Origin of the sequence: Plantactinospora sp. WMMC1484, assembly GCF_049315195.1 — a bacterium.
In the GTDB taxonomy this organism is placed as follows: domain Bacteria; phylum Actinomycetota; class Actinomycetes; order Mycobacteriales; family Micromonosporaceae; genus Plantactinospora.
In genome coordinates this window covers 6801490-6822285 of record NZ_CP186055.1, presented here as the reverse complement: position 1 = coordinate 6822285, position 20796 = coordinate 6801490, and the positions used below count along the sequence as shown (strand labels likewise).

Annotated in this window: 17 protein-coding genes and 2 pseudogenes; 17 read left to right on the top strand and 2 right to left on the bottom strand. The window is 72.3% G+C overall.

Going from position 1 to position 20796, the window contains the following annotated elements; all coding sequences use genetic code 11:
* Window positions 1-104: 104 nt before the first annotated feature.
* The 9 genes from ACN28C_RS29340 to ACN28C_RS29300 all read left to right on the top strand — a co-directional run bounded on the left by ACN28C_RS29340 (window position 105) and on the right by ACN28C_RS29300 (window position 10165).
* Window positions 105-2999 carry a Na+/H+ antiporter subunit A gene (locus ACN28C_RS29340; protein WP_422770741.1) on the top strand — a complete coding sequence of 965 codons (2895 nt, stop codon included), beginning with the start codon at window positions 105-107 and terminating at the stop codon, window positions 2997-2999.
* Entirely contained in the window at window positions 2996-3490 is a 495-nt protein-coding gene (locus ACN28C_RS29335; protein WP_422770740.1) for a Na(+)/H(+) antiporter subunit C, read from the top strand. The genes ACN28C_RS29340 and ACN28C_RS29335 overlap by 4 nt, the downstream gene beginning before the upstream one ends.
* Window positions 3487-4992: a Na+/H+ antiporter subunit D gene (locus tag ACN28C_RS29330; protein ID WP_422770739.1), complete on the top strand. Its 1506-nt coding sequence runs from the start codon at window positions 3487-3489 to the stop codon at window positions 4990-4992. Before ACN28C_RS29335 ends, ACN28C_RS29330 begins: the two co-directional genes overlap by 4 nt.
* Window positions 4989-5642, top strand: coding sequence for a Na+/H+ antiporter subunit E (locus tag ACN28C_RS29325; protein ID WP_422770738.1), 654 nt, complete (start codon window positions 4989-4991; stop codon window positions 5640-5642). Before ACN28C_RS29330 ends, ACN28C_RS29325 begins: the two co-directional genes overlap by 4 nt.
* Entirely contained in the window at window positions 5639-5899 is a 261-nt protein-coding gene (locus ACN28C_RS29320) for a monovalent cation/H+ antiporter complex subunit F (protein ID WP_422770737.1), read from the top strand. The genes ACN28C_RS29325 and ACN28C_RS29320 overlap by 4 nt, the downstream gene beginning before the upstream one ends.
* On the top strand, window positions 5896-6255 hold the full coding sequence (mnhG, locus tag ACN28C_RS29315) for a monovalent cation/H(+) antiporter subunit G (protein WP_422770736.1): 360 nt from the start codon (window positions 5896-5898) through the stop codon (window positions 6253-6255). Before ACN28C_RS29320 ends, mnhG begins: the two co-directional genes overlap by 4 nt.
* Before the next feature lie 312 nt (window positions 6256-6567).
* Window positions 6568-7932 (top strand): hemolysin family protein, encoded by a 1365-nt coding sequence (locus tag ACN28C_RS29310; protein ID WP_422770735.1) that lies wholly within the window; start codon window positions 6568-6570, stop codon window positions 7930-7932.
* Window positions 7929-8993 carry a hemolysin family protein gene (locus ACN28C_RS29305; protein ID WP_422770734.1) on the top strand — a complete coding sequence of 355 codons (1065 nt, stop codon included), beginning with the start codon at window positions 7929-7931 and terminating at the stop codon, window positions 8991-8993. Before ACN28C_RS29310 ends, ACN28C_RS29305 begins: the two co-directional genes overlap by 4 nt.
* Window positions 8994-9130: 137 nt before the next feature.
* Entirely contained in the window at window positions 9131-10165 is a 1035-nt protein-coding gene (locus ACN28C_RS29300) for a sporulation protein (protein ID WP_422770733.1), read from the top strand.
* Window positions 10166-10236: 71 nt separating this feature from the next.
* On the opposite strand, the gene leuE is transcribed toward ACN28C_RS29300, so the two are convergent.
* Together leuE and ACN28C_RS29290 are read right to left on the bottom strand one after the other, a co-directional pair.
* The gene (leuE, locus tag ACN28C_RS29295) at window positions 10237-10905 is read right to left on the bottom strand and encodes a leucine efflux protein LeuE (RefSeq protein ID WP_422770732.1); all 669 of its coding nucleotides are present in this window, start codon (window positions 10903-10905) and stop codon (window positions 10237-10239) included.
* On the bottom strand, window positions 10902-12473 hold the full coding sequence (locus ACN28C_RS29290) for a bifunctional pyridoxamine 5'-phosphate oxidase family protein/GNAT family N-acetyltransferase (protein ID WP_422770731.1): 1572 nt from the start codon (window positions 12471-12473) through the stop codon (window positions 10902-10904). The genes leuE and ACN28C_RS29290 overlap by 4 nt, the downstream gene beginning before the upstream one ends.
* Before the next feature lie 39 nt (window positions 12474-12512).
* Here ACN28C_RS29290 and ACN28C_RS29285 point away from each other — a divergent pair, with 39 nt between their 5' ends.
* The 8 genes and pseudogenes from ACN28C_RS29285 to ACN28C_RS29250 all read left to right on the top strand — a co-directional run bounded on the left by ACN28C_RS29285 (window position 12513) and on the right by ACN28C_RS29250 (window position 20440).
* On the top strand, window positions 12513-13853 hold the full coding sequence (locus ACN28C_RS29285; protein WP_422770730.1) for an aminotransferase class I/II-fold pyridoxal phosphate-dependent enzyme: 1341 nt from the start codon (window positions 12513-12515) through the stop codon (window positions 13851-13853).
* A 435-nt stretch (window positions 13854-14288) separates the two neighbouring features.
* Window positions 14289-15005, top strand: coding sequence for a UdgX family uracil-DNA binding protein (locus ACN28C_RS29280; RefSeq protein WP_422770729.1), 717 nt, complete (start codon window positions 14289-14291; stop codon window positions 15003-15005).
* A gap of 2 nt (window positions 15006-15007) precedes the next feature.
* Window positions 15008-16231, top strand: coding sequence for an acyl-CoA dehydrogenase family protein (locus tag ACN28C_RS29275; protein ID WP_422770728.1), 1224 nt, complete (start codon window positions 15008-15010; stop codon window positions 16229-16231).
* Window positions 16232-16441: 210 nt separating this feature from the next.
* Window positions 16442-17830 (top strand): MFS transporter, encoded by a 1389-nt coding sequence (locus ACN28C_RS29270; protein ID WP_422770727.1) that lies wholly within the window; start codon window positions 16442-16444, stop codon window positions 17828-17830.
* 39 nt (window positions 17831-17869) lie between these two features.
* Window positions 17870-18070, top strand: a complete 201-nt coding sequence (locus ACN28C_RS29265) for a DUF3046 domain-containing protein (RefSeq protein WP_422770726.1) — start codon at window positions 17870-17872, stop codon at window positions 18068-18070.
* A 216-nt stretch (window positions 18071-18286) separates the two neighbouring features.
* A pseudogene (gene recA, locus ACN28C_RS29260) lies at window positions 18287-18901 on the top strand (recombinase RecA); the annotation flags it as partial.
* A pseudogene (locus tag ACN28C_RS29255) lies at window positions 18893-19765 on the top strand (recombinase RecA); the annotation flags it as partial. The pseudogenes recA and ACN28C_RS29255, both read left to right, overlap by 9 nt.
* A gap of 171 nt (window positions 19766-19936) precedes the next feature.
* On the top strand, window positions 19937-20440 hold the full coding sequence (locus ACN28C_RS29250) for a hypothetical protein (RefSeq protein WP_422774849.1): 504 nt from the start codon (window positions 19937-19939) through the stop codon (window positions 20438-20440).
* Window positions 20441-20796: the final 356 nt, after the last annotated feature.

Genomic DNA, 20796 nt, shown 5'->3' with positions numbered 1-20796 from the left:
GTGGTTTCGGATGATTCCGCGCATCTAGCGGCAAATGTCGGTGTGGTCTGTCTGAGTGCAGCCGTCTGCTCGGACCGGGCTCGCCGACACCTACTGGAGTACGCATGCTGATGCTGCTGGCGCTGCATCTGGCGGCTGCGGCGCTGGCACCCGCGTTGGTGCACCGGTGGGGACGCTCGGCCTTCCTGCCGCTGGCGCTCGTCCCGGCCGGCGCCTTCGGCTGGGCGCTCGGACAGACCGGCGCGGTCGGCGACGGCGGTGCGGTTGTCGAGACGTACCGCTGGGTGCCGCAACTGGATCTCGACCTGGCACTGCGGCTCACCACCCTTTCCTGGCTGCTGGTGCTGCTGATCGGCGGGATCGGCGCCCTGACGCTCCTCTACTGCGTGCGCTACTTCGACGCCGACGAGTCCGGCCTCGGTCGCTTCGCCGCGTCCTTCGTCGGCTTCGCCGGTGCCATGTTCGGGGTGGTGGTCGCCGACGATCTTCTGCTGCTCTACGTCTTCTGGGAGCTGACCAGCGTCTTCTCCTTCCTGCTGATCGCGCAGCACCCGGAGCAGCCGGCCAGCCGCCGATCGGCGGCACAGGCCCTGCTGGTGACCACCCTCGGTGGCCTGACCATGCTGATCGGCTTCGTCATGCTCGGCCAGCACGCCGGGACGTACCGGTGGTCGGAGATCGCGGCCCGCCCGCCGCCCTCCGGCGGCTACCTCGCGGTCGCGGTGGTGCTGATCCTGGTCGGTGCGCTCAGCAAATCGGCGATCTTCCCGACCAGCTTCTGGCTGCCTGCGGCGATGGCCGCGCCGACCCCGGTCAGCGCGTACCTGCACGCCGCCGCGATGGTGAAGGCCGGCGTCTACCTGATCGCCCTGCTCGCCCCGGCCTACGTGCACACCGGCCCGTGGCGCCCGGTGGTCTACGTCGCCGGGATCGTCACCGTGCTGGCCGGCGGCTGGGCCGCGCTGCGCCAGGTGGACCTGAAGCTGCTGCTGGCGTACGGCACAGTCAGCCAGCTCGGCCTCCTGGTCGTACTCGTCGGGGCCGGTACGCCGGACGCCGCGCTCGCGGGTATCGCGACGCTGCTCGCGCACGCCCTCTTCAAAGCGGCCCTCTTCCTGGTGGTCGGGATCATCGACCGCCGGGCGGGCACCAGGGACCTCACCGTGCTCTCCGGGCTGTGGCGGCGGATGCCGCTGGTCTTCGCGATGACCATGCTCGCCGCGGCGTCGATGGCGGGGATGCCGCCGCTGTTCGGCTTCGCGGCCAAGGAGGTGGTCCTGGCGGCGTTCGCCGCGGAGCCGCCGCTGCTGGCCGCCGTGATGCTCGGTGGCGTGCTGACCGTCGCCTACACCGCCCGGTTCGTCTGGGGCGCCTTCGGGGACCGGCGCGGGAAGGAGCCGACCCCGGTCCGCCGGGTCGAGGTCGCGCTCTCCGCCCCGGCCGGCCTGCTCGCCGTCGTGGGGCTGGCCCTGGGCCTGGCGGCCGGGACGGTGCAGGAGGCCCTCATCGGCTATCCCCGGCTCTTCGGAGCGCCCGAGCACGAGCTCGCGTTCCTGCCGGCGTCCGGGCTCGGCCTGGGGCTCTGGGCGGTGGTCGTCGTCGCCGGGCTGCTGGTCTTCGGGCTGCGCCGCCCGGTCGGCGCGATGCAGGCACGGCTGCGCGCGCCGTTCGACGGGGACAGGGTGTACCAGACGCTGAGCAGGGGCCTGGACCTCGTCGCCGTCAAGCTCACCGGCGCCACGCAGCGTGGCTCGCTGCCGCAGTACCTCGGCATCATCCTGATCGCGTTGGTCGTCGTGCTCGGCGGCGCGTTGGTGCGCGTCCCGTGGCCGGAGCAGACGGTCGCCTGGGAACATCCGCTGCAGGCCGCCGTCGGGACCGTGCTCGTGGTTGCCGCGCTGCTCACCGTCCGGGCTCGGCGCCGGCTCACCGCCGTGATCCTGACCGGCGTCACCGGATACAGCACCGCCATGGTCTTCGTGCTCTACGGTGCGCCCGACGTGGCCCTGGCGCAGTTCCTGGCGGAGACCGTCACCATCGTGATCTTCGTCCTGGTGTTACGGCGGCTACCAGCCCGGTTCTCGGACCGACCGGTGCGGCGCAGCCGTTGGCTCCGGCTGCTCCTCGGGGTGTCGGTCGGGGTCGTGGTCGCCGGAATGGCCGTCGCCGCGGCCGGGGTGCGGCGGGCGCCGCGGATCTCGGCCGACTATCCCGGCCCGGCGCTCTCCTTCGGGTACGGCCGCAACGTCGTCAACGTGACCCTGGTCGACATCCGAGCCTGGGACACCATGGGTGAGATCGCGGTGCTGGTGGTGGCGGCGACCGGCGTGGCCAGTCTGATCTTCCAGAGCCGGCGCGGCCCGGACCTTCCCCGCCGCGACGACCTGCCGCCGCCCGGCCCGGAGGGGGTCTGGCTGCGGGCCGGCGCCACGCTGCGGACCCGGCGTCGGTCGATCGTCTTCGAGGTGGTCGTCCGGCTGCTCTTCCACACCGTCGTGCTCTTCTCCATCTTCCTGCTCTTCTCCGGCCACAACGCTCCCGGTGGCGGCTTCGTCGGCGGTCTGGTGGCCGGGCTGGCACTCGCGGTCCGCTACCTCGCCGGTGGCCGGCACGAGCTCGACCAGGCGGCCCCGGTCGACGCCGGGGTGATGCTCGGCATCGGTCTCTTCGTCGCGGTCGGCACCGGCCTGGCGTCCATGGCGGTGGGTGGCGACGTGCTGGGCAGCGCGGTCCTGGAGCCGAGGTTGCCGCTGGTCGGCAACGTCCATTTGGTCACGTCGATCTTCTTCGACATCGGGGTCTACCTGGTCGTGGTCGGTCTGGCGCTGGACATCCTGCGCAGCCTCGGTGCCGAGCTGGACCGGCAGATCGAGGTGGAGGACGAGCCGGGCACGGGGCTGCGCACCGACCCGGTGCGGTCGGCCGGGATGGCGGGTACGGGGTCGCCGGCCACGCCGGGCGGGACGGATCCCGACTCAGCCGGTGCGGAGGGGCGATGAGGCCGGACCTGACGCTCGCGATCGTCGTCGGAGTGCTCTTCGGCTGCGGAGTCGTCCTGCTGCTGGAGCGCAGCCTCAGCCGGGTGCTGCTCGGCACCATTCTGCTCACCAACGGCGCCAACCTGCTCGTCCTGCTCGGCGGCCGGTCCGGCGGGGCGCCGATCCTCGGCGTCACCCCCGGGCCCAGGATGAGCGATCCGCTGGCCCAGGCGATGGTGCTGACCGCCATCGTGATCACTCTCGGGCTGACGGCGTTCCTGCTGGCGATGGCGTACCGGAACTGGCAGTTGAGCGGGCACGACAAGGTACGCGACGACCCGGAGGACCGCCGAATAGTCCAGCGCGCCGAGCGGCACGAACTCGCGGGCCCGGACGACAACACCGGCGAGGACCCGCAGCCCTCATCGGGCAGGACCGCCGACCTCGACCCCGAACAGGTCGACCCGGAGCCGGCCCCCCGGCGGCTCGGCACCGGGACGGACGGGACATGAGCCGCCTGGTACCGCTGCCGGTGATCGTGCCGCTGCTCGGCGCGGCCCTGACCCTGATGCTCGGCCGCTGGCGGATGGCGCAGCAGGTGGTCAGCGTCGCGGCTCTGGTGATCACGCTCGTCGTCGCCGGGATGCTGCTGTGGAACGCACACCTGGACGCCCCGGCGGTGGTGAGCATCGGCGGTTGGTCGGCTCCGCTCGGCATCGTCCTGGTGGCCGACCAGCTGGCGGCACTGATGCTGATCGTTTCGGCGGTGGTGACGCTCGGCGTGCTCCTCTATTCGCTGGGAGAGGACGGCGGGGAGTCCGGTGAGCGGACGCCGGTGGTCATCTACCACCCCACCTACCTGGTGATGACCGCCGGAGTCACCAACGCCTTCCTCTCCGGGGACCTCTTCACCCTCTTCGTCGGCTTCGAGGTCGTACTCGCGGCCAGCTACGTGCTGCTCACCCTCGGTGGCACCGAGGAGCGTATCCGGGCCGGTACCACCTACGTCGTGGTGAGCCTGGCCTCGTCGCTGGTCTTTCTCACCGCGATCGGCCTGGTCTACGCGGCGACCGGGACGCTGAATCTCGCCCAGATGGTGGGCCGGCTCGACGCACTCCCGCCCGACCTGCGCCTGGCGCTGCACGGCGCGCTGCTGCTCGCCTTCGCCATCAAGGCGGCGGTCTTCCCGCTGGCGGCCTGGCTCCCGGACAGCTACCCGACCGCCCCGGCCCCGGTCACCGCGGTCTTCGCCGGCCTGCTGACCAAGATCGGCATCTACGCCATCATCCGTACCGAGACGCTGCTCTTTCCCGACGGACGCGCCAGCGAACTGCTGCTGGTGCTGGCCCTGCTGACGATGCTCGTCGGCATCCTGGGCGCCGTCGCCCAGACCGACATCAAGCGACTGCTGTCGTTCACGCTGGTCAGCCACATCGGTTACCTGCTTTTCGGGGTCGCGCTGACCTCGGGACCGGGGCTGGCCGCGGCGATCTTCTACGTGGTGCACCACATCACCGTGCAGACCACCCTGTTCCTGGCCGCCGGCCTGGTCGAGCGGCGCGCTGGAAGCACCAACCTGGACCGGATCGGTGGACTGGCCCGGGTCGCCCCGCTGCTCGGCGTGCTCTTCCTGATGCCCGCCCTCAACCTCGCCGGCATCCCGCCCTTCTCCGGCTTCCTCGGCAAGCTGGGCCTGTTCCAGGCCGGGGTCTCGGCCGGCGGCGTGCTGCCCTGGCTGCTGGTGGTCACCGGTGCCCTGACCAGCCTGCTCACCCTCTACGCGACGACGAAGGTCTGGAGCCTGGCGTTCTGGCGCCCGCCCCGGCTGGCGAGCCCTGCCGAGTCGGGCCGGCTGCCCCGGCTGATGGTCGGCACCACGACCGTCCTCGTGCTGCTCGGGGTCGGGCTGACGGTGCTGGCCGGCCCGCTCTTCGAGGTGAGCGCCGACGCCGCCACGAACCTGATCGAACGTACGCCGTACGTGCGGGCCGTCTTCCCGGACGGCCCACCGTGACCGGCGATGCCCGGCCGACCGCTCCGGCCCGGCCCGGCCGGCTCTCCGGCCGACTCGTGGCGGGCTGGACCGCGTTGCGGCGCCGGCTTCCGGACCGGCGGCGCTTCCGGGACCACCTGATCACCGTCGGCTGGCTGGCCGGGTTCTGGAGCCTGCTCTGGGGGGAGTTCACCTGGGGCAACCTCGTCGGCGGCGCGCTGGTCGCGGTGGTGATCCTGGTCTTCCTCCCACTGCCCCGGGTGACCTTCGGTGGCCGGCTCCGGCCGCTGGCGCTGGCCGAGCTGGCCGGGCGGTTCGTCGTCGAACTGATCGTCGCCAGTGTGCAGGTCGGCTGGGTCGCGCTCCGCCCCGGGCGCCCGCCCCGGAACGCGATCGTCGCCGTCCAGCTGCGCGTGCGTAGCGACCTCAACCTGGCACTGACCGCCGAGGTGCTGTCGCTGGTGCCGGGTTCGCTCATCGTGGAGGCGGATCGGGAGACCGGAACGCTCTACCTGCACGTCCTGGACGTGCGCGGCGCCGAGGACCTGGCCCGGAACCGGGACCGCGTCCTGGCGCTGGAGGCACGCATCGTCCGCAGTGTCGGCTCCGCGGCGGAACTGCGCCTGGTCTCGTCGCACACCACAAACACCGAAACGGGGGGTACGCCGTGACAGTTGCCGTCGTCATCGTCGCCGTCCTGCTGGCGGCCGCCGTGGGGCTGGCCCTGATCAGGATCGTCCGCGGCCCGGACCTGCTGGACCGGGTGGTCGCCGGCGAGATGCTGATCTCGGTCATGATCGGTGCGCTCGGTGCGGAGGCGGCCGTCAACCGGCACGCCACCACGCTGCCGATCCTGATCGTCCTCAGCGCGCTGGGCTTCGTCGGTTCGGTGGCCCTGGTGCGCTTCGCCGCCGGGGAGGAGGCGTGACCGGGGCGGCCGTACTGGACGGGGTGGCGGTGGTCTGCCTGATAGCCGGGGGGCTGCTGAGCCTGGTCGCCGGGATCGGGCTGATCAGGCTCCCGGACGTACTCAGCAGGATGCACGCGGTCACCAAGCCGCAGGTGCTCGGCGTACTGCTGATCCTGGTGGCGCTGGCGGCGAGCCTGCGCAACGGCGCGGAGCTGGCCACGCTGGTGCTGATCGGGGGGTTCCAGCTCGGCACCGCGCCGCTCGCCGCCCAGATGATCGCCCGGGCCGTGTACCGCACCGGACGCCTCCGTCGGGACCTGCTGGACGCCGACGAGCTGGCCGAGCGCGGCGGTAGGGCGGGCCCGGCGGAGTGAGTGGAGCCGGCATCCGGTCCGCATGAATCGGATGCTGGACGGCGCCGCCGCCGGGCCCGTGGCCGGTTGCGTCCCCACCGGTGCCGCTGCCGTCCCCACCGGTGCCGCTGCCGTCCCCACCGGTGCCGCTGCCGTCCCCACCGGCGCTCGGCCGCTGGTCAGCGCCGGTGCCGGTTGGCCGGCAGCGGCCCGCCGGCCTGGGTACGATGGTCGGGTGATCGACTCAACTGTCCAGGAGGGCAGCTGTAGCCAGCCGGGTCGCACCCGGCACCTCTCGCACCGGTCGCGACAGCGGGGAGCGCTGAGCCCTCCGTGTTGATCGCCTTCGGTCTTCTGCTGATCATCCTGCTCACCGTGGCAACGGGCTACTTCGTCGCCCAGGAATTCGGTTACGTCGCCGTAGACCGGGGCAAACTGCGCCAGCTCGCCGAGGAGGGCGACGTCGCCGCGGAACGCGCCCTCGCGGTCACCGGCCGGCTCTCCTTCATGCTCTCCGGAGCGCAGCTCGGGATCACCGTCACCGCCCTGCTCGTCGGTTACGTCGCGGAGCCGTACCTCGGCGACGGACTGGCCGACCTGCTCGGCGTGGCCGGGGTCTCGGCGGCGGTCAGCACGCCGCTCGCGGTCGCGCTGGCCCTGGTGATCGCCACCGTCGTGCAGATGGTCTTCGGCGAACTCGCCCCCAAGAACCTCGCCATCGTCCGGGCCGAGTGGCTGGCCCGGTTCCTGTCCCGCTCCACGCTGATCTACCTGGCGGTCGCCGGTCCGGTGATCCGGCTCTTCGACGCCGCCGCCACCCGGCTGCTGCGCCGGATCGGGATCGAACCGGTGGAGGAGCTGCCCAGCGGGGCGACGCCGGAGGATCTGGAGCAGATCATCGCCGAGTCGCGCCAGGAGGGGCACCTCGACGCCGAGATGTCCACGCTGCTCGACCGGGGCCTCGACTTCCGGCAGCTCACCGCCGCCGAGGCGATGGTGCCCCGGGTGGACGTGCACACCGTACGCGCCGACGAACCGGTCAGCCGGCTGGTCGAGCTGCTCGACACCGGGCACTCGCGGTTTCCGGTACGCGGCGCCGAGGGCGTGGACGACGTCGTCGGGATCGTCGGCATCTCCGACGTACTCGGCGTGCCGCCGGCGCAGCGGGCCAGCACACCGGTCTCGGCGGTCGCCGTACCGCCGCTGCTGGTGCCGGCGACCCTGCCGCTGCCGACGGTGCTGGACCGGCTCCGGGCCGGGCACCGCCAGCTCGCCTGCGTGGTCGACGAGTACGGCGGATTCGCCGGGGTGATCACCCTGGAGGACATCGCCGAGGAACTGGTCGGGCCGATCCGGGACGAGGACGACCCACCCGAGCGGGCCCCGGTCCGGCAGGCCGACGGGTCCTGGGTGGTACCGGCACGCTGGCGGATCGACGAGGTCGCGGACAGCACCGGGATCACCCTGCCGGAGGCCCCGGAATACGACACCCTCTCCGGACTGGTCATGCGGGAACTCGGCCGGATACCCGAGGTCGGCGACCGGCTGGAGATCAAACTCTCCGCGGACGGTGAGCCGGACCAGGAGGCGCCGCCGCCCCGGGCGCACGTCGAGGTGCTGGCGGTCGACCGGCACGTCGCCGACTCCGTCCGGCTCCGGATCCTGGTGCCGCAGGGCGGGACGGAGCGCAGCCCGTGAGTACCACCTGGGCGTTGCTGATCTCCCTGCTGCTGCTCGCGCTGAACGGTTTCTTCGTGGCCGCCGAGTTCGCGCTGCTGGCCGCGAAGCGCTACCGGCTGGAGCAGGCCGCCGCCTCCGGCGGCCGGGCCGCGCGGGCGGCGCTGGACGGGGTACGCGAGCTGACCCTGATGCTCGCCGGTGCCCAGCTCGGCATCACCATCTGCACGCTGGGGCTGGGCGCGCTCGCCGAGCCGGCCATCGAACACCTGTTCAGTCCGCTGCTGCACGCGGTCGGCCTGCCGGAGGCACCGAGCCACGTGATCGCGCTGGTGATCGCGCTCGCCGTGGTCACCTTCCTGCACCTGGTCGTCGGCGAGATGGCCCCCAAATCGTGGGCGATCACCGATCCCGAGCGCTCCGCCGTGCTGCTCGCCCTGCCGTTCCGGGCGTTCGCCCGGGTCGCCCGGCCGGTGCTGGCCGCGTTGAACGGGCTCGCCAACGTGACATTGCGGCTGGCCCGGGTACGCCCCGAGGAGCAGTTGGCGGTGGCGCACGGGCCGGAGGAGTTGCGGATGCTGATCCAGCAGTCCCGCGAGCACGGCCTGCTCGCCGCCGACCAGCACGAGATGCTGACCAGCATGCTCCAACTCCAGGGCACCACCGTCGCCCAGGTGATGGAGCCCGTCGAGACGATCGTCTCGGTACGCCCCGACGACTCCGCCGAACAGGTCGAGGAGGTCTGCCGCTCCAGCGGCCGGTCCCGGCTCGCCGTCTTCGACGGTCCGGGCCGGGTGGCCGGGCTGGTGCACGTTCGGGAGGCGGTCCGGGCCACCACGGCCGGCCGGGCGGCGACGGCGAGAGACCTGATGACGGCGCCGTTCACCCTGGAGGCGACGGCGACGGTCACCGAGGCGGTGGCGGCGATGCGTGCCAGGCAGGTGCAGCTGGCGATGGTCAGCAACGGCGCCGGTGCCGGCCGGCCGGTCGGGTTCGTCGCGCTGGAGGACCTGCTGGAGGAGGTCATCGGCGAGTTCGACGACGAGACCGACCCGATCCCGCGCGGCCGCCGGCTGCGCTGACGCGGAGCCAGCGGAACCGGCGGAAGCCGCCGGACCGGAACGCGGGACGAAGCCGGGACGGAGCGCGGACCGGAGCCGGGACGGAGCGCGGGACGGAGCCGGGACGGAGCCGGGACGAGGGCGGGGCGAGGGCGGCGATGGTGGGCTTCGGGGGACTCCTACCAGGTTCGGGACTGACCGTGCGGACCATGTTGACGAATCCGAGCACCCGGCCGGGTCTGTCGCTGCCCGGCCGGCTCAGCGTCACCGCCGGCCGGTCCCCGGTGACGGTCGACCGGGTGACCCTCGGCCTGGTCACCCGGGTCGAGCCGGCCGGCGGGGAGGTGGAATACCAGCCGGTGGAGTTCCACCGGGTGCCGGCCGCCGGACCGTTCGTGCTCGCCCCCCACGAGCGCCGGATCCTCGACTTCGGCGTACCGGTGCCCTGGGAGACCCCGGTGACGGTGGTCAACGGCCACTGCCTGCTCAACCTGCGGATGGGACTCCGCGCCGAGGTCGCGGTCAGTCCGCTGCTCGACCGGGGTGACCTGCGCCCGGTGCACGTGCACCCGCTCCCCGCCCAGGCGGGCGTACTCGGCGCCCTCGGCGAGCTGGGCTTCGAGTTGCGGCAGGTCGGGCTCCTCGCCGAACGGCTGCCCGGGATCGACCAGAAGCTGCCGTTCCACCAGAAGATCGCGTACTGGGCGGCACCGCTCTACGGCGGTCCCTTCAGCGAGTTGGAGGTGAGCTTCTTCGCCGACCCGTCCCGGGTGGAGGTGCTCTTCGCCCTGGACCGCCGGGTCGCGCTGGCCGGCGCCGGGCACCTGAGCTTCAGCCGCTTCCGGGTGGCGCACCAGGGAGCGGCGGAGCTCGACTGGATCACCGTGGTCGACAGTTGGCTCCGGTACGCCGTACAGCGGCACTCGGCCACCGCTGCCGGCTACCAGGTCCGCACCGAACGCCGCCCCTCACCGCCGCCCCGTCCGGCCGGCACCGAGGGGGTCCACCGGGGCCCGTCCGGCACCAACACCCCGGACAGCGCCCCCGCCGGCGGTGAACCACACCGCGCGGCACCCGCCGCCGGCCACGACCCGGACCCCGACCGAGGGCTGCGCCAGATGGGCGGCGGCGAGGGCGGGATCGGCGGCGGTGCGGGCGGCGCCGCCGGTGGCAGCGGCGGCGCCGGAACCTGAAAGGAAGGGCCCCCGCTTATCGTTTTCTGTTGTAGCGGGGGCCCTTCCTAACACCTGTTGAGGCGTGCGGCTCAGCCGACGCTGGCGGTGGCGAGCTTGATGCCGAAGCCGAGGAAGAGTGCGCCGATTCCGGTGGTCACCCCGGCGGCCAGCCGCCGGCGCCGGCGGAACTGGACGGCCAGGAACGTGCCGGTGAAGATCAGCATTGTCAGGTAGAGCGCGCTGGTGACCTGGGCGATCGCCCCGAGCAGCAGGAACGACAACGCCGGGTAGGGGTAGGCCGGGTCCACGAACTGGATGAAGAAGGAGATGAAGAAGAGGATCGCCTTCGGGTTCAGCAGGCTGATCACGGCCGCCCGGCGGAACGGCCGGTCGGCCACCGCCGGCCGGGTGTCGACCAGGCGCGGGGCCGCCGGGTCGTTCCGGGTACGCCAGCGCCGCCACGCCCCGCGCAGCATCATCAGCCCGACGTAGCCCAGGTACGCCGCGCCGGCGTACTTGATCACCAGGAAGATCGGCGGGTACGCCCGGAGCAGCGACGCCACCCCGGCGGCGGAGAGGACCATCAGCACCGTGTCACCGAGGAAGACCCCCGCGGCGGCCCGGTAGCCGGCGCGTACCCCGGACTTTGCGGCCGTGCTCAGCACGTAGAGCGAGTTGGGTCCGGGCAGCAGGATGATGGCGACGGTGCCCAGCACGTACGTCCAGATGTCGGTGATCCCCAGCACGCCGGTCATCATCGCTCCGGCGCGACCGCGACGCGAAGCCTTTCCCGCAGCCTGACCTGTGCTTTCGGCCACTCGTCGGCGATCATCGCGTACTGCACGGTGTCCCGCCACGAGCCGTCTGGGCGCTGCCGGTGCCGCCGCAGCACCGCCTCCCGGGTGGCGCCGAGCCGTGCGATGGCACGCTGCGAGCGCTCGTTGCGGATGTCGGTGTGCCAGACGACCCGCTCCGCACCGAGTACGTCGAAGGCCCGGCCCAGCAGCAGCAGCTTCGCCTCCGTGTTCACCCCGGTGCGCCACCAGCGCCGGCCGAGGAAGGTGTGTCCGATCGCGACCGCGCGGTGGACCGGGTTGATCTCGTAGTAGGAGGTGGTGCCGACGACCTCGCCGGTGACGGCGTCGAGCTGCGCCCACGGTACCCGCTCGCCCCGCCGGTGGGCGTCGAGTGCCATCCCGACGATTGCGGCCATCCCGGCCGGGTCCTCCGGCCGGGCCGTACTGAGATGTGGCCAGACCTCCGAATCCCGGGTGGCCGCGTAGAGGCCGTCGACGTGCGACTCGGCGAGTGGCTCGAGCCGGACGTGATCGCCGGCCATCGGTGCCGGGCTGTACCAGGCGTCTACCGGTGCCGGGCTGTGCCGGGCGGGCGTCGGTGCCGGGCTGTGCGGGCTTGCCGTCAGTGCCGGGCCGTGCCGGCCGGGCGGCGTGTGTTGGCGCGGCATGTGTGGACGCGGCGTGTGCTTGTGTGACGTGTGCGCGGGTGGTGCGGGTGGCGCGGGTGGGTGTGGCGCGGGTGGGGAGAGTGGGAAGGGCGCGGACCCGGAAGGTGGGAAGGGAGCGGACCCGGAAGGTGGGAAGGGAGCGGACCCGGAAGGGTGGCGATCGCGCAGGTAGGCGGGGAGTTCTGCGGTCACCCCGGCATCCGGCTCCGGCCGGCCGGCGACGGTGCGCAGCGGCAGCACCCCGGCCCAGTGTGGCAGGTCGTGGTCGGCGGGCTCGTCGCGTACGCCCCCGGTGCGGCTCCGGACCGAGACCTCCCGCAGCGGCAGGGCCAGTACGGCGGTCTCGGCCAGCTCCCGCCGGCTCGGCGGCCTGCTGTCGGCGGCGCGGCCCCGGCCGACCTTCTCCACCAGCGCGGTCAGCACGGCCCGCTTCTCCGCCTCGCCCTCGACCAGGTGAGCGGTGCCGTGCGCGACCACCGAGCGGTAGTTGGCGCTGTGGTGGAACTGGGACCGGCCGTACACGAGACCGTCCAGCGCCGTCACCGCGACGCAGACCGGCAGCCCGCTCTCGCGCCGGGCGGCGAGCAGCGGCCGGCTGCCGGTGGAGCCGTGCAGGTAGAGCACGTCGCCAATCCGCACATGCAGGGTGGGCAGCACCCGGGGTTCGCCGTCCACGACGAATCCGAGGTGGCAGTGGTACGCCTCGTCGAGCAGGTCGTGTGCGGTGGCGCGGCGATAGTCGGTCCGTCCCCGGTCGCGGCTGGCGGTGGTCCGCCGGGTCTGCGGATAGCGGGCCGCGGGGTCGTCCTCGGGCTGCGCGTTCCGGGGGTGTGTGTTCCGGGGCTGCGTCTGCTCGACCATCTCGCGTCCGCCCTTTTGTTATAGTACAATCTTTAAACTGTGCCAGTACGTTACCAGATCGCCGGGACGACGTCAGTCGAAATTGCGGCCAGCGTGGAGGCCGGAGTCCGCACCGGCGGCTTGCCGGCCGGCGCGCCACTGCCAGCCGTCCGAGCTCTCGCGCAGCGGCTCGGCGTCAGCCCGGCCACGGTCGCCAAGGCGTACCAGGGGCTGCGGCAGCGTGGCGTGGTGGAGACCGCCGGCCGCAACGGCACCCGGATCCGCCCCGAGCCGCCGCTCACCGGCCGCCGCGCCGCACTGCGGCTCCCGGCGCCGCCCGGCGCGCTCGACCTCTCGGTCGGCGAACCCGATCCCACGCTGCTGCCACCGCTCGGCCCGCACCTGGTCGCGCTGGCCGGCACCGCCGGCGGCCCGGTCAACTACCGGGACGGTGGCGTGCTGCCCGAGCTCGTCGACGCGGCCCGGGTGCGGCTGGCCGCCGACGGGGTGCCGGCCGAGGCGGTCACGGTGACCGGTGGGGCGTCCGACGGCCTCGAACGGCTGCTGGTCGGCAACCTGCGCGCCGGTGACGCGGTCGCCATCGAGGACCCGGGCTGGGCCAACACCATCGACCTGGTCGCCACGCTCGGACTGCGGGCGGTGCCGATGCCGATCGACGACGCCGGTCCCACCGAGGCCGGGCTGCGGGCCGCGCTCGCCGGCGGAGTCAGGGCGGTGGTGGTGACCAGCCGGGCGCAGAATCCGACCGGTGCGGTGGTCACCGCCGGGCGGGCGGCGTCGTTGCGCGCGGTGCTGGCCGGGCACCCCGACGTGCTGCTGATCGAGGACGACCACGCCGCCGAGATCTCTGTCGAGCCGCTGCACACCCTGGCCGGTGCCACCCGGAGCTGGGCGTTCGTCCGGTCGGCCAGCAAGCCGTACGGGCCGGATCTGCGGCTCGCCGTGCTCGCCGGCGACGAGGTGACGGTGGCCAGGGTCGCCGGACGGCTCCGGGTCGGCTCCGGCTGGGTCTCCACCGTGCTGCAACGGCTCACCCTCGCGCTCTGGCAGGATCCGGCGACCGCCGAGCGGATCGCACTGGCCCGCGCCAGCTACGCCGGGCGGATCGCCGCACTCCGCGCCGCACTCGCCGAACGCGGCCTGACCGGGCATGGGCGTACCGGAATCAACGTCTGGGTGCCGGTGCCCGACGAGACCCGGGCGGTCGCGGTGCTGCGCGACGCCGGCTACGTGGTGGCGCCCGGCTCGCTGTTCCGGCTGGCCAGCGGGGCGGGAATCCGGATCACCGTCAGCCCGCTCACCGGGGCGGAGATCCCGCCGTTGGCCGACGCGGTTGCCAGGGCCGCCGACCCCACCACGCCGGCCACCCTCAGCGCGTGACCCAGCGGCACGCCGCAGGGCGATCCGGCTGCCCGTCCGACCCCACGCGGCCGCCCCGCCAACTTCCGGATCAGTCGGCTCACGTCGTGGTCGGGCCCGGCCGCGAACCCGTCAAGGGACTATGGTGAAGTGCCACAGGACCGTGCCGTCGGCGGTCTGTAATGCGAAGTCGCCGGCTGCCCGGCCCCGACCGGCTGCCCGGCCTGCGGTGGCAGTGCACCCGCAGCTCGCGCGCCGGTGCTCTTCGACCCGCTGGGCGGAGGTGTCGACCCGCTGGGCGGAGGTGTCGTCGATCACCGGGCGACCGTACCCGTTGCCGGTGCCGTCGCTACGAAATACTACTAGCTGTAGTTCGTCGGGAATCCTGACATCGGCGGGGCGGCACGCCGGTGCCCCTGGTGCGTGAGCCCCGGGGTACGGGGTAGAACATCCGACATGCCTGAGACGGAGACCGCACCCGGCGCACAGGAGTTCATCCCACCCGATGCCGGCAGCCTGGCCGAGCTGCGCGACGCGGCGGGCGGCTGCCGCGGCTGCGAGCTGTACCAGGACGCCACCCAGACGGTCTTCGGCCGCGGAGACGAGCAGGCTCGGGTGGTCTTCGTCGGCGAGCAGCCCGGCGACATCGAAGACCAGAAGGGTCTGCCGTTCGTCGGACCGGCCGGGCACCTGCTGCGGCGCGCCGTGGACGAGGCCGGTATCGATCCCGCGCACCTCTACATCACCAACGCCGTCAAGCACTTCCGCTTCGAGATGCGCGGCAAGCGCCGGCTGCACAAGACCCCCGACCGGGTGCACATCGTCGCCTGCCGCCCCTGGCTGGTCGCCGAGTTCGCCCGGCTGCACCCCGAGGTCGTGGTGGTGCTCGGCGCGACGGCGGCCAAGGCGCTGCTCGGCCCCTCGTTCCGGGTCACCCAGTCCCGGGGCGTCCTGCTGCCGTGGCCCGAGTCGGCGCAGCGACCGCAGGACTTCGCCAAGGTGCCGGTCGGCCCGACCGGCCAGCGGGAAACGGTCGCCCCGACCCGGCTCGTCGCCACCATCCACCCGTCCGCGGTACTCCGGGCCGACGACCGGGACGCCGCCTACGCGGGACTGGTCGCCGACCTGACGGTCGTGGCCGGAGCACTTGCCGGCGTCGACGCGCGCCGCTGAGCATGCAGCAGCACCTCTACGAGCCGGTGCACGACGAGTTCCGGGAGTTGTGCCGGGCGTTCCTCCGCCGGGAGGCGGTGCCGTACCACGACCGCTGGGAGGCCGACGGCATCGTCGACCGCGAGGTCTGGCGCCGGGCCGGCGCCGCCGGCCTCCTCGGCATGGACGTCCCGGAGAGGTACGGCGGTGGCGGCCAGCGGGACTTCCGGTTCAACGCGGTACTCGTCGAGGAGATCGTCGCCAGCGGCTGCTCCGGTCTCGGGTTCGGGCTGCACAACGACGTCGTGGCACCCTATCTCGCCGAACTCGGGACCGAGGAGCAACGTATGCGCTGGCTGCCCGGCTTCTGCTCCGGTGACCTGGTCACCGCGATAGCGATGAGCGAGCCGGGCGCCGGTTCCGATCTGGCCGGGATCCGCACCACCGCCAGCCGGGACGGGGACGACTACGTCCTGACCGGACAGAAGACGTTCGTCACCAACGGCGAGCTGGCCGACCTGGTCGTGGTGGTGACCAAGACCGCGCCGGAGCGGGGTGCCCGGGGCGTGAGCCTCTTGGTGGTGGAGCGCGGCACGCCGGGTTTCACCCGGGGGCGGCGGCTGGCCAAGGTCGGGCTGAAGGCCAACGACACCGCCGAACTCTTCTTCGACCAGTGCCGGGTGCCGGTGGCAAACCTGCTCGGTGTGGAGAACCGGGGCTTCTACCACCTGATGGCGAACCTGCCCCGGGAGCGGCTCGGCATCTCGGTCGTGGCGGTGGCCGCCGCCGAGCGGCTGCTCGCGGTCACCGTCGCGCACGCCCGGTCCCGGGAGGCCTTCGGCCGGCCGATCGGCGCGTTCCAGCACAACCGGTTCCTCCTCGCCGAGCTGGACACCGAGATCACCATCGCCCGTACCTTCCTCGACCACTGCGTCGCGGAGTTCAACGCGGGCCGGTTGTCCGCGGTGGACGCCGCGAAGGTCAAGTGGTGGACCACCGAGTTGCAGAACCGGGTCGCCGACCGCTGCGTCCAACTGCACGGCGGCTACGGCTACATGCTGGAGTACCCGGTCGCCCGGGCCTGGTTGGATGCCCGGGTGCAGACCATCTACGGCGGCACCACCGAGATCATGAAGGAGATCGTCGGCCGGGATCTCCTCGGCCTGGAGCGGCCGGCCGATCGGGCCGTGCCGCCGGACGGGCAAGCCCCGGGCCCCGCCGCGCCGCCGGGCGGGCCAGGGGCATGAGCCGCGCTACGCCGACGGCGAATCAGGGTTGAATACGATCCCACGATCGTGCTTCGATCCGCTGGTAAGGACGGGCACGCCTACCTCTCCTTGCGGGTGCAGGCCGGTCGCCGGTGTCGCGGCCGGGGCTGCCTGCCGGTGTCGCGGGAGGGATGCCGCCCGCCGGCATCGCGGAATGGTGCCGGTAAGCACCGGGACGGGGAGTGGCGGATGACGGCGGAACTGACCACCGGGGAGATCACCGCCCCGCCCGACCGGGCGGAACCGCTCGACGTTCCCCGGGTCCAGCGGCGCACGCTGCTGCTGCTCTGCCTCACCCAGATCATCGGCGGTACCGGGATGACCATCGGGATGACCGTCGGCGTGCTGCTCGGCGCCCGGCTCGGCGGCACCGCGATCTCCGGTCTCGTGCAGAGCGCCTCGGTGGTCGGCGCCGCGCTGCTCGCCCTGCCGGTGAGTCGGATCATGCGGAGCGGGGGCCGGCGGTCGGGGCTGGCCACCGCGTACCTGGTCGGTGCCGTGGGCGGGGTCCTGATCGTCGTCGCGGCGGTCAGCGGATGGGTGCCGCTGCTCTTCCTCGGGGCGTTGCTCTTCGGTGGCGGCACGACCGCCGGCCTCCAGGCCCGGTACGCCGCCGTCGACCTGGCCGACCCGGCGCGCCGGGGCCGGCATCTGTCGATCGCCGTCTGGGCCACCACGGTCGGCGCGGTGACCGCGCCGAACCTCGCCGCGCCGGCCGACCGGGCGCTCGCCTGGACCGGGGTACCCGAGCTGGCCGGCCCCTTCGTCTTCAGCGTCCTCGCCTTCGTGCTGGCCGCCGTCGTCATCCTGGTGTTCCTCCGGCCCGACCCGCTGCTCACCGCGCGTCGGCTCGCCGCCAAGGCTGCTGCCGGCGCTCCCGCCGCGAGGGCTGCTGCCGGCGCTCCCGCCGCGAGGGCTGCTGCCGGCGTTCCCGCCGCAAGCTCTCCCGGCGACCGGGCGGCCGGTCGGGAGGAGGGGCTGCGCGCGGCGCTCCGGGTGGTCCGCGACCTGCCGGCGGCACGGCTCGGCATCTCCGCCGTCGCGATGGGACACCTGGTGATGGTGGGGGTGATGGTGATGACCCCGGTACGCCTCGGCGAGTGGCACTCCGACGCCCACCTGCTGCGGGTGGTCGGCATCGTGCTCAGCCTGCACATCGCCGGGATGTTCGCGCTCGCCCCGGTGGTCGGCTGGCTCACCGACCGGCTCGGGCGGCGGGCCGTGATCCTCGGCGGTCTCGGCCTGCTGCTCGCCGCCTGCGCGGTCGCCGGCACCGCCGGGCACGACACGGTACGGATCTCGATCGGGCTCACCCTGCTCGGCCTCGGCTGGTCCGGCACGATGGTGGCCGGCTCCACCCTGCTCTCGGAGTCGGTGCCGGTGGCGGTACGCCCGGCGGTGCAGGGGCTCTCCGACCTGACCATGGGGCTGGCCGGGGCGCTCGCCGGAGCACTGAGCGGGTTCGTCATCCAGGTCGCCGGCTACCCCACCCTCAACCTGTTGGCGGCGGTCGCCGTGGTGCCGCTGCTGGCGCTAGCGTTGCGGACGGTGCCGTCGAGGGTGCGGGCCGGAGCGTGAGACCGGGTGGGACCGCCCGGTGTGGAAGGGGAGTTCCCGGTGCGGCTGACAGACTTCTGGGCGCGGCTGGAGCAGGCGTTCGGTCCGGCGTACGCCGGCAGCATCGCCGCCGACCAGGTGCTGCCGCAGTTGGGTGGCCGGACCATCCGGGAGGCGTTGGAGGCCGGCGAGGAGACCGTGGTCGTGTGGCGTGCGGTCTGCGCGGCGTACCCCGACCGGGTGCCGGCCCGGCTACGATGAGCCGTTGATCGATGCACGTCTCCGAGTGATCGATAGGGCACTTACGGTAGTTTGGCGTGTCGTGGGTTGAGTCGTACACCTGTTCGGCTATTGTCCACAGCGGGGCGCCGTCCACAGGTCGCGGCCAGCCGGCTGTTTTCTGTCGGACCGAGCGCCTAGCGTGTGCGCGTGACGAAAAGCTCAGCGAAGCAGCCGGCGAAGGCAGGGGTGGCAACCATGGCGGCAGGACCTGACCGGGAGAAGGCACTCGACCTTGCTCTCGCTCAGATCGACAAGCAGTTCGGCAAGGGCTCGGTGATGCGGTTGGGCGAGCGGCCGGTCATCCAGACCGCCGTGATCCCGACCAGCTCCATCGCGCTCGACGTGGCACTCGGGGTGGGGGGCCTGCCGCGCGGCCGCGTCGTCGAGATCTACGGGCCGGAGAGCAGCGGTAAGACCACCGTCGCGCTGCACGCGGTGGCCAACGCGCAGAAGGCCGGCGGCATCGCCGCGTTCATCGACGCCGAGCACGCCCTCGACCCGGAATACGCGAAGGCGCTGGGTGTCGACACCGACGCGATGCTGGTCTCCCAGCCCGACACCGGTGAGCAGGCGCTGGAGATCGCCGACATGCTGATCCGGTCCGGTGCGCTGGACATCATCGTCATCGACTCGGTCGCCGCGCTGGTGCCGCGCGCCGAGATCGAGGGCGAGATGGGCGACAGTCACGTCGGCCTCCAGGCCCGGCTGATGAGCCAGGCGCTGCGGAAGATCACCGGTGTGCTCAGCCACACCGGCACCACCGCGATCTTCATCAACCAGCTCCGGGAAAAGATCGGCGTCATGTTCGGATGTGGATCATGGGACACGAGGGTGACTCTGGCCGACGGGTCCCAGGAGCTTCTTGGCAGGATCGTCGCGGAGAAGATGGACGTCGAGGTGCTCTCCTACGACGGAGAGCTGGGTTGTCTCAGACCGCGCCGGGTCGTCAACTGGTTCAACAACGGTAAGACCGAGGAGTTCCTGCGGTTCAAGGTCGATCGGGCCGGTGGTGGCTCGGGGCATGGTCGGGCGACCATGTCCATGACGCGTAACCACCTCATCATGACCCCTGGTGGTTGGCGCGAAGCCGGCGAGCTTGCGGTCGGCGACCGGGTGATGCTCGCCCAGCCGCACCTGCTCGGCCCCTCGCAGTGGCAGATCGTGCTCGGCTCGCTGATGGGAGACGGCAATCTCTCGCCTGCCGTCCGGCCAGACAGTGAGAGCGGACGGTTCCGGATGGGGCACGGCGCCAAGCAGGCAGCCTACCTGGACTGGAAGGTCTCGCTGCTGGCCAACGTCCCACACAGCCGCAGTTCCAACGCCAAGGGGGCCGTCTTCGCCGACTTCACACCGCTCGCCGAGCTGGGCGAGTTGCGTCAGGCGGTCTACCTGGGCGACGGTAAGAAGCACCTGAGCTGGGACTACCTCAAGGGGCTCACTCCGCTGGCGCTCGCTGTGTGGTACATGGACGACGGGACTTTCACCCTGCGCTCGAAGGGGCTCCAGGAGCGGACCAGGGGCGGCAACGGTCGCATCGAGATCTGTGTCGAGGCGATGAGCGAGGGAAGCCGGCAGCGTCTGTTGGAGTACCTACGTGACGGTTGGCGCCTCGACGTCAAACTGGACCGCCGAGGTAAGCGCCAGGTCAATACCTTGTTGTTCACCACTGCCGCGTCGGAGAAGTTCCAGGAACTCGTGGCCCCCTACATCCCCGAATGCATGGAATACAAGCTCCTGCCAAAGTTCCGTGGGCAGTGTGCCATGGTGCCGGAGTTCATGGAGCCGGTCATGCATCCGCTTCCCGCGCGGATTCTCGACATCGAGATGCGACGCGACTACAAGACGATGGATCGGTTCGACATCGAAGTCGAGGGTTCGCACAACTACCTCGCGGACGGCATCCTGGTGCACAACAGTCCCGAGACCACCACCGGTGGTCGGGCGCTGAAGTTCTACGCCTCGGTCCGGCTCGACGTGCGGCGTATCGAGAGTCTCAAGGACGGCACCGACGTGGTCGGCAACCGCACCCGGGTCAAGGTGGTGAAGAACAAGGTCGCCGCGCCATTCAAACAGGCCGAGTTCGACATTATGTATGGCAAGGGCATCTCCCGGGAGGGCTCGCTTATCGACGTCGGCGTGGAGCAGTCGATCATCCGTAAGTCCGGTGCCTGGTACACCTACGACGGTGACCAGCTCGGCCAGGGCAAGGAGAAGGCCCGCGAGTTCCTGCGGGAGAATCCGGACGTGGCCGCCGAGATCGAGAAGAAGATCCTGGAGAAGCTCGGTGTCGGCGTGACCGCCGGAGCCGACGCCACCGGCGGTCCGGAGCTGCCGCCGGTGGACTTCTGACGGTCGGCCGGGTCCACACCGACGTGGCAGGACGACGTGGTGCCCGTACGGGCCGGGGGTGGGATGCCGCCCCGTCGGCCCGTACGGGCGGCAGTGGCCGCTCCCGGCGAGGGGGTCCGGCCGGCTCCGCCGGACAGTCCGGCGGCTCGACCGGACAGCCCGGCGGCTCGACCGGACAGCCCGGCGAGTGGCCCGGCGATACCGAGTGGGCAGGCGACGAGTCGACCGAGTCGTCGCCGTCACCGCAACGGCAGCGGCAGCCGTCGAGACACGGGCAGCGACGGGGGCAGAGGCGGCCGGCGGGGCAGGAGCACGGCGAGCCGGTGCCAGCGGCGGCGGAAGGAGCCGGCGGAGCC

Coding starts and splice junctions, on each gene's coding strand:
- ACN28C_RS29330 (WP_422770739.1), top strand. CDS start 3,487: ATGAGCCGCCTGGTACCGCTGCCGGTGATCGTGCCGCTGCTCGGCGCG.
- ACN28C_RS29275 (WP_422770728.1), top strand. CDS start 15,008: ATGCAGCAGCACCTCTACGAGCCGGTGCACGACGAGTTCCGGGAGTTG.
- ACN28C_RS29250 (WP_422774849.1), top strand. CDS start 19,937: ATGGATCGGTTCGACATCGAAGTCGAGGGTTCGCACAACTACCTCGCG.
- ACN28C_RS29290 (WP_422770731.1), bottom strand. CDS start 12,473: ATGGTCGAGCAGACGCAGCCCCGGAACACACACCCCCGGAACGCGCAG.
- ACN28C_RS29300 (WP_422770733.1), top strand. CDS start 9,131: ATGGTGGGCTTCGGGGGACTCCTACCAGGTTCGGGACTGACCGTGCGG.
- ACN28C_RS29270 (WP_422770727.1), top strand. CDS start 16,442: ATGACGGCGGAACTGACCACCGGGGAGATCACCGCCCCGCCCGACCGG.
- ACN28C_RS29340 (WP_422770741.1), top strand. CDS start 105: ATGCTGATGCTGCTGGCGCTGCATCTGGCGGCTGCGGCGCTGGCACCC.
- ACN28C_RS29335 (WP_422770740.1), top strand. CDS start 2,996: ATGAGGCCGGACCTGACGCTCGCGATCGTCGTCGGAGTGCTCTTCGGC.
- leuE (WP_422770732.1), bottom strand. CDS start 10,905: ATGATGACCGGCGTGCTGGGGATCACCGACATCTGGACGTACGTGCTG.
- ACN28C_RS29280 (WP_422770729.1), top strand. CDS start 14,289: ATGCCTGAGACGGAGACCGCACCCGGCGCACAGGAGTTCATCCCACCC.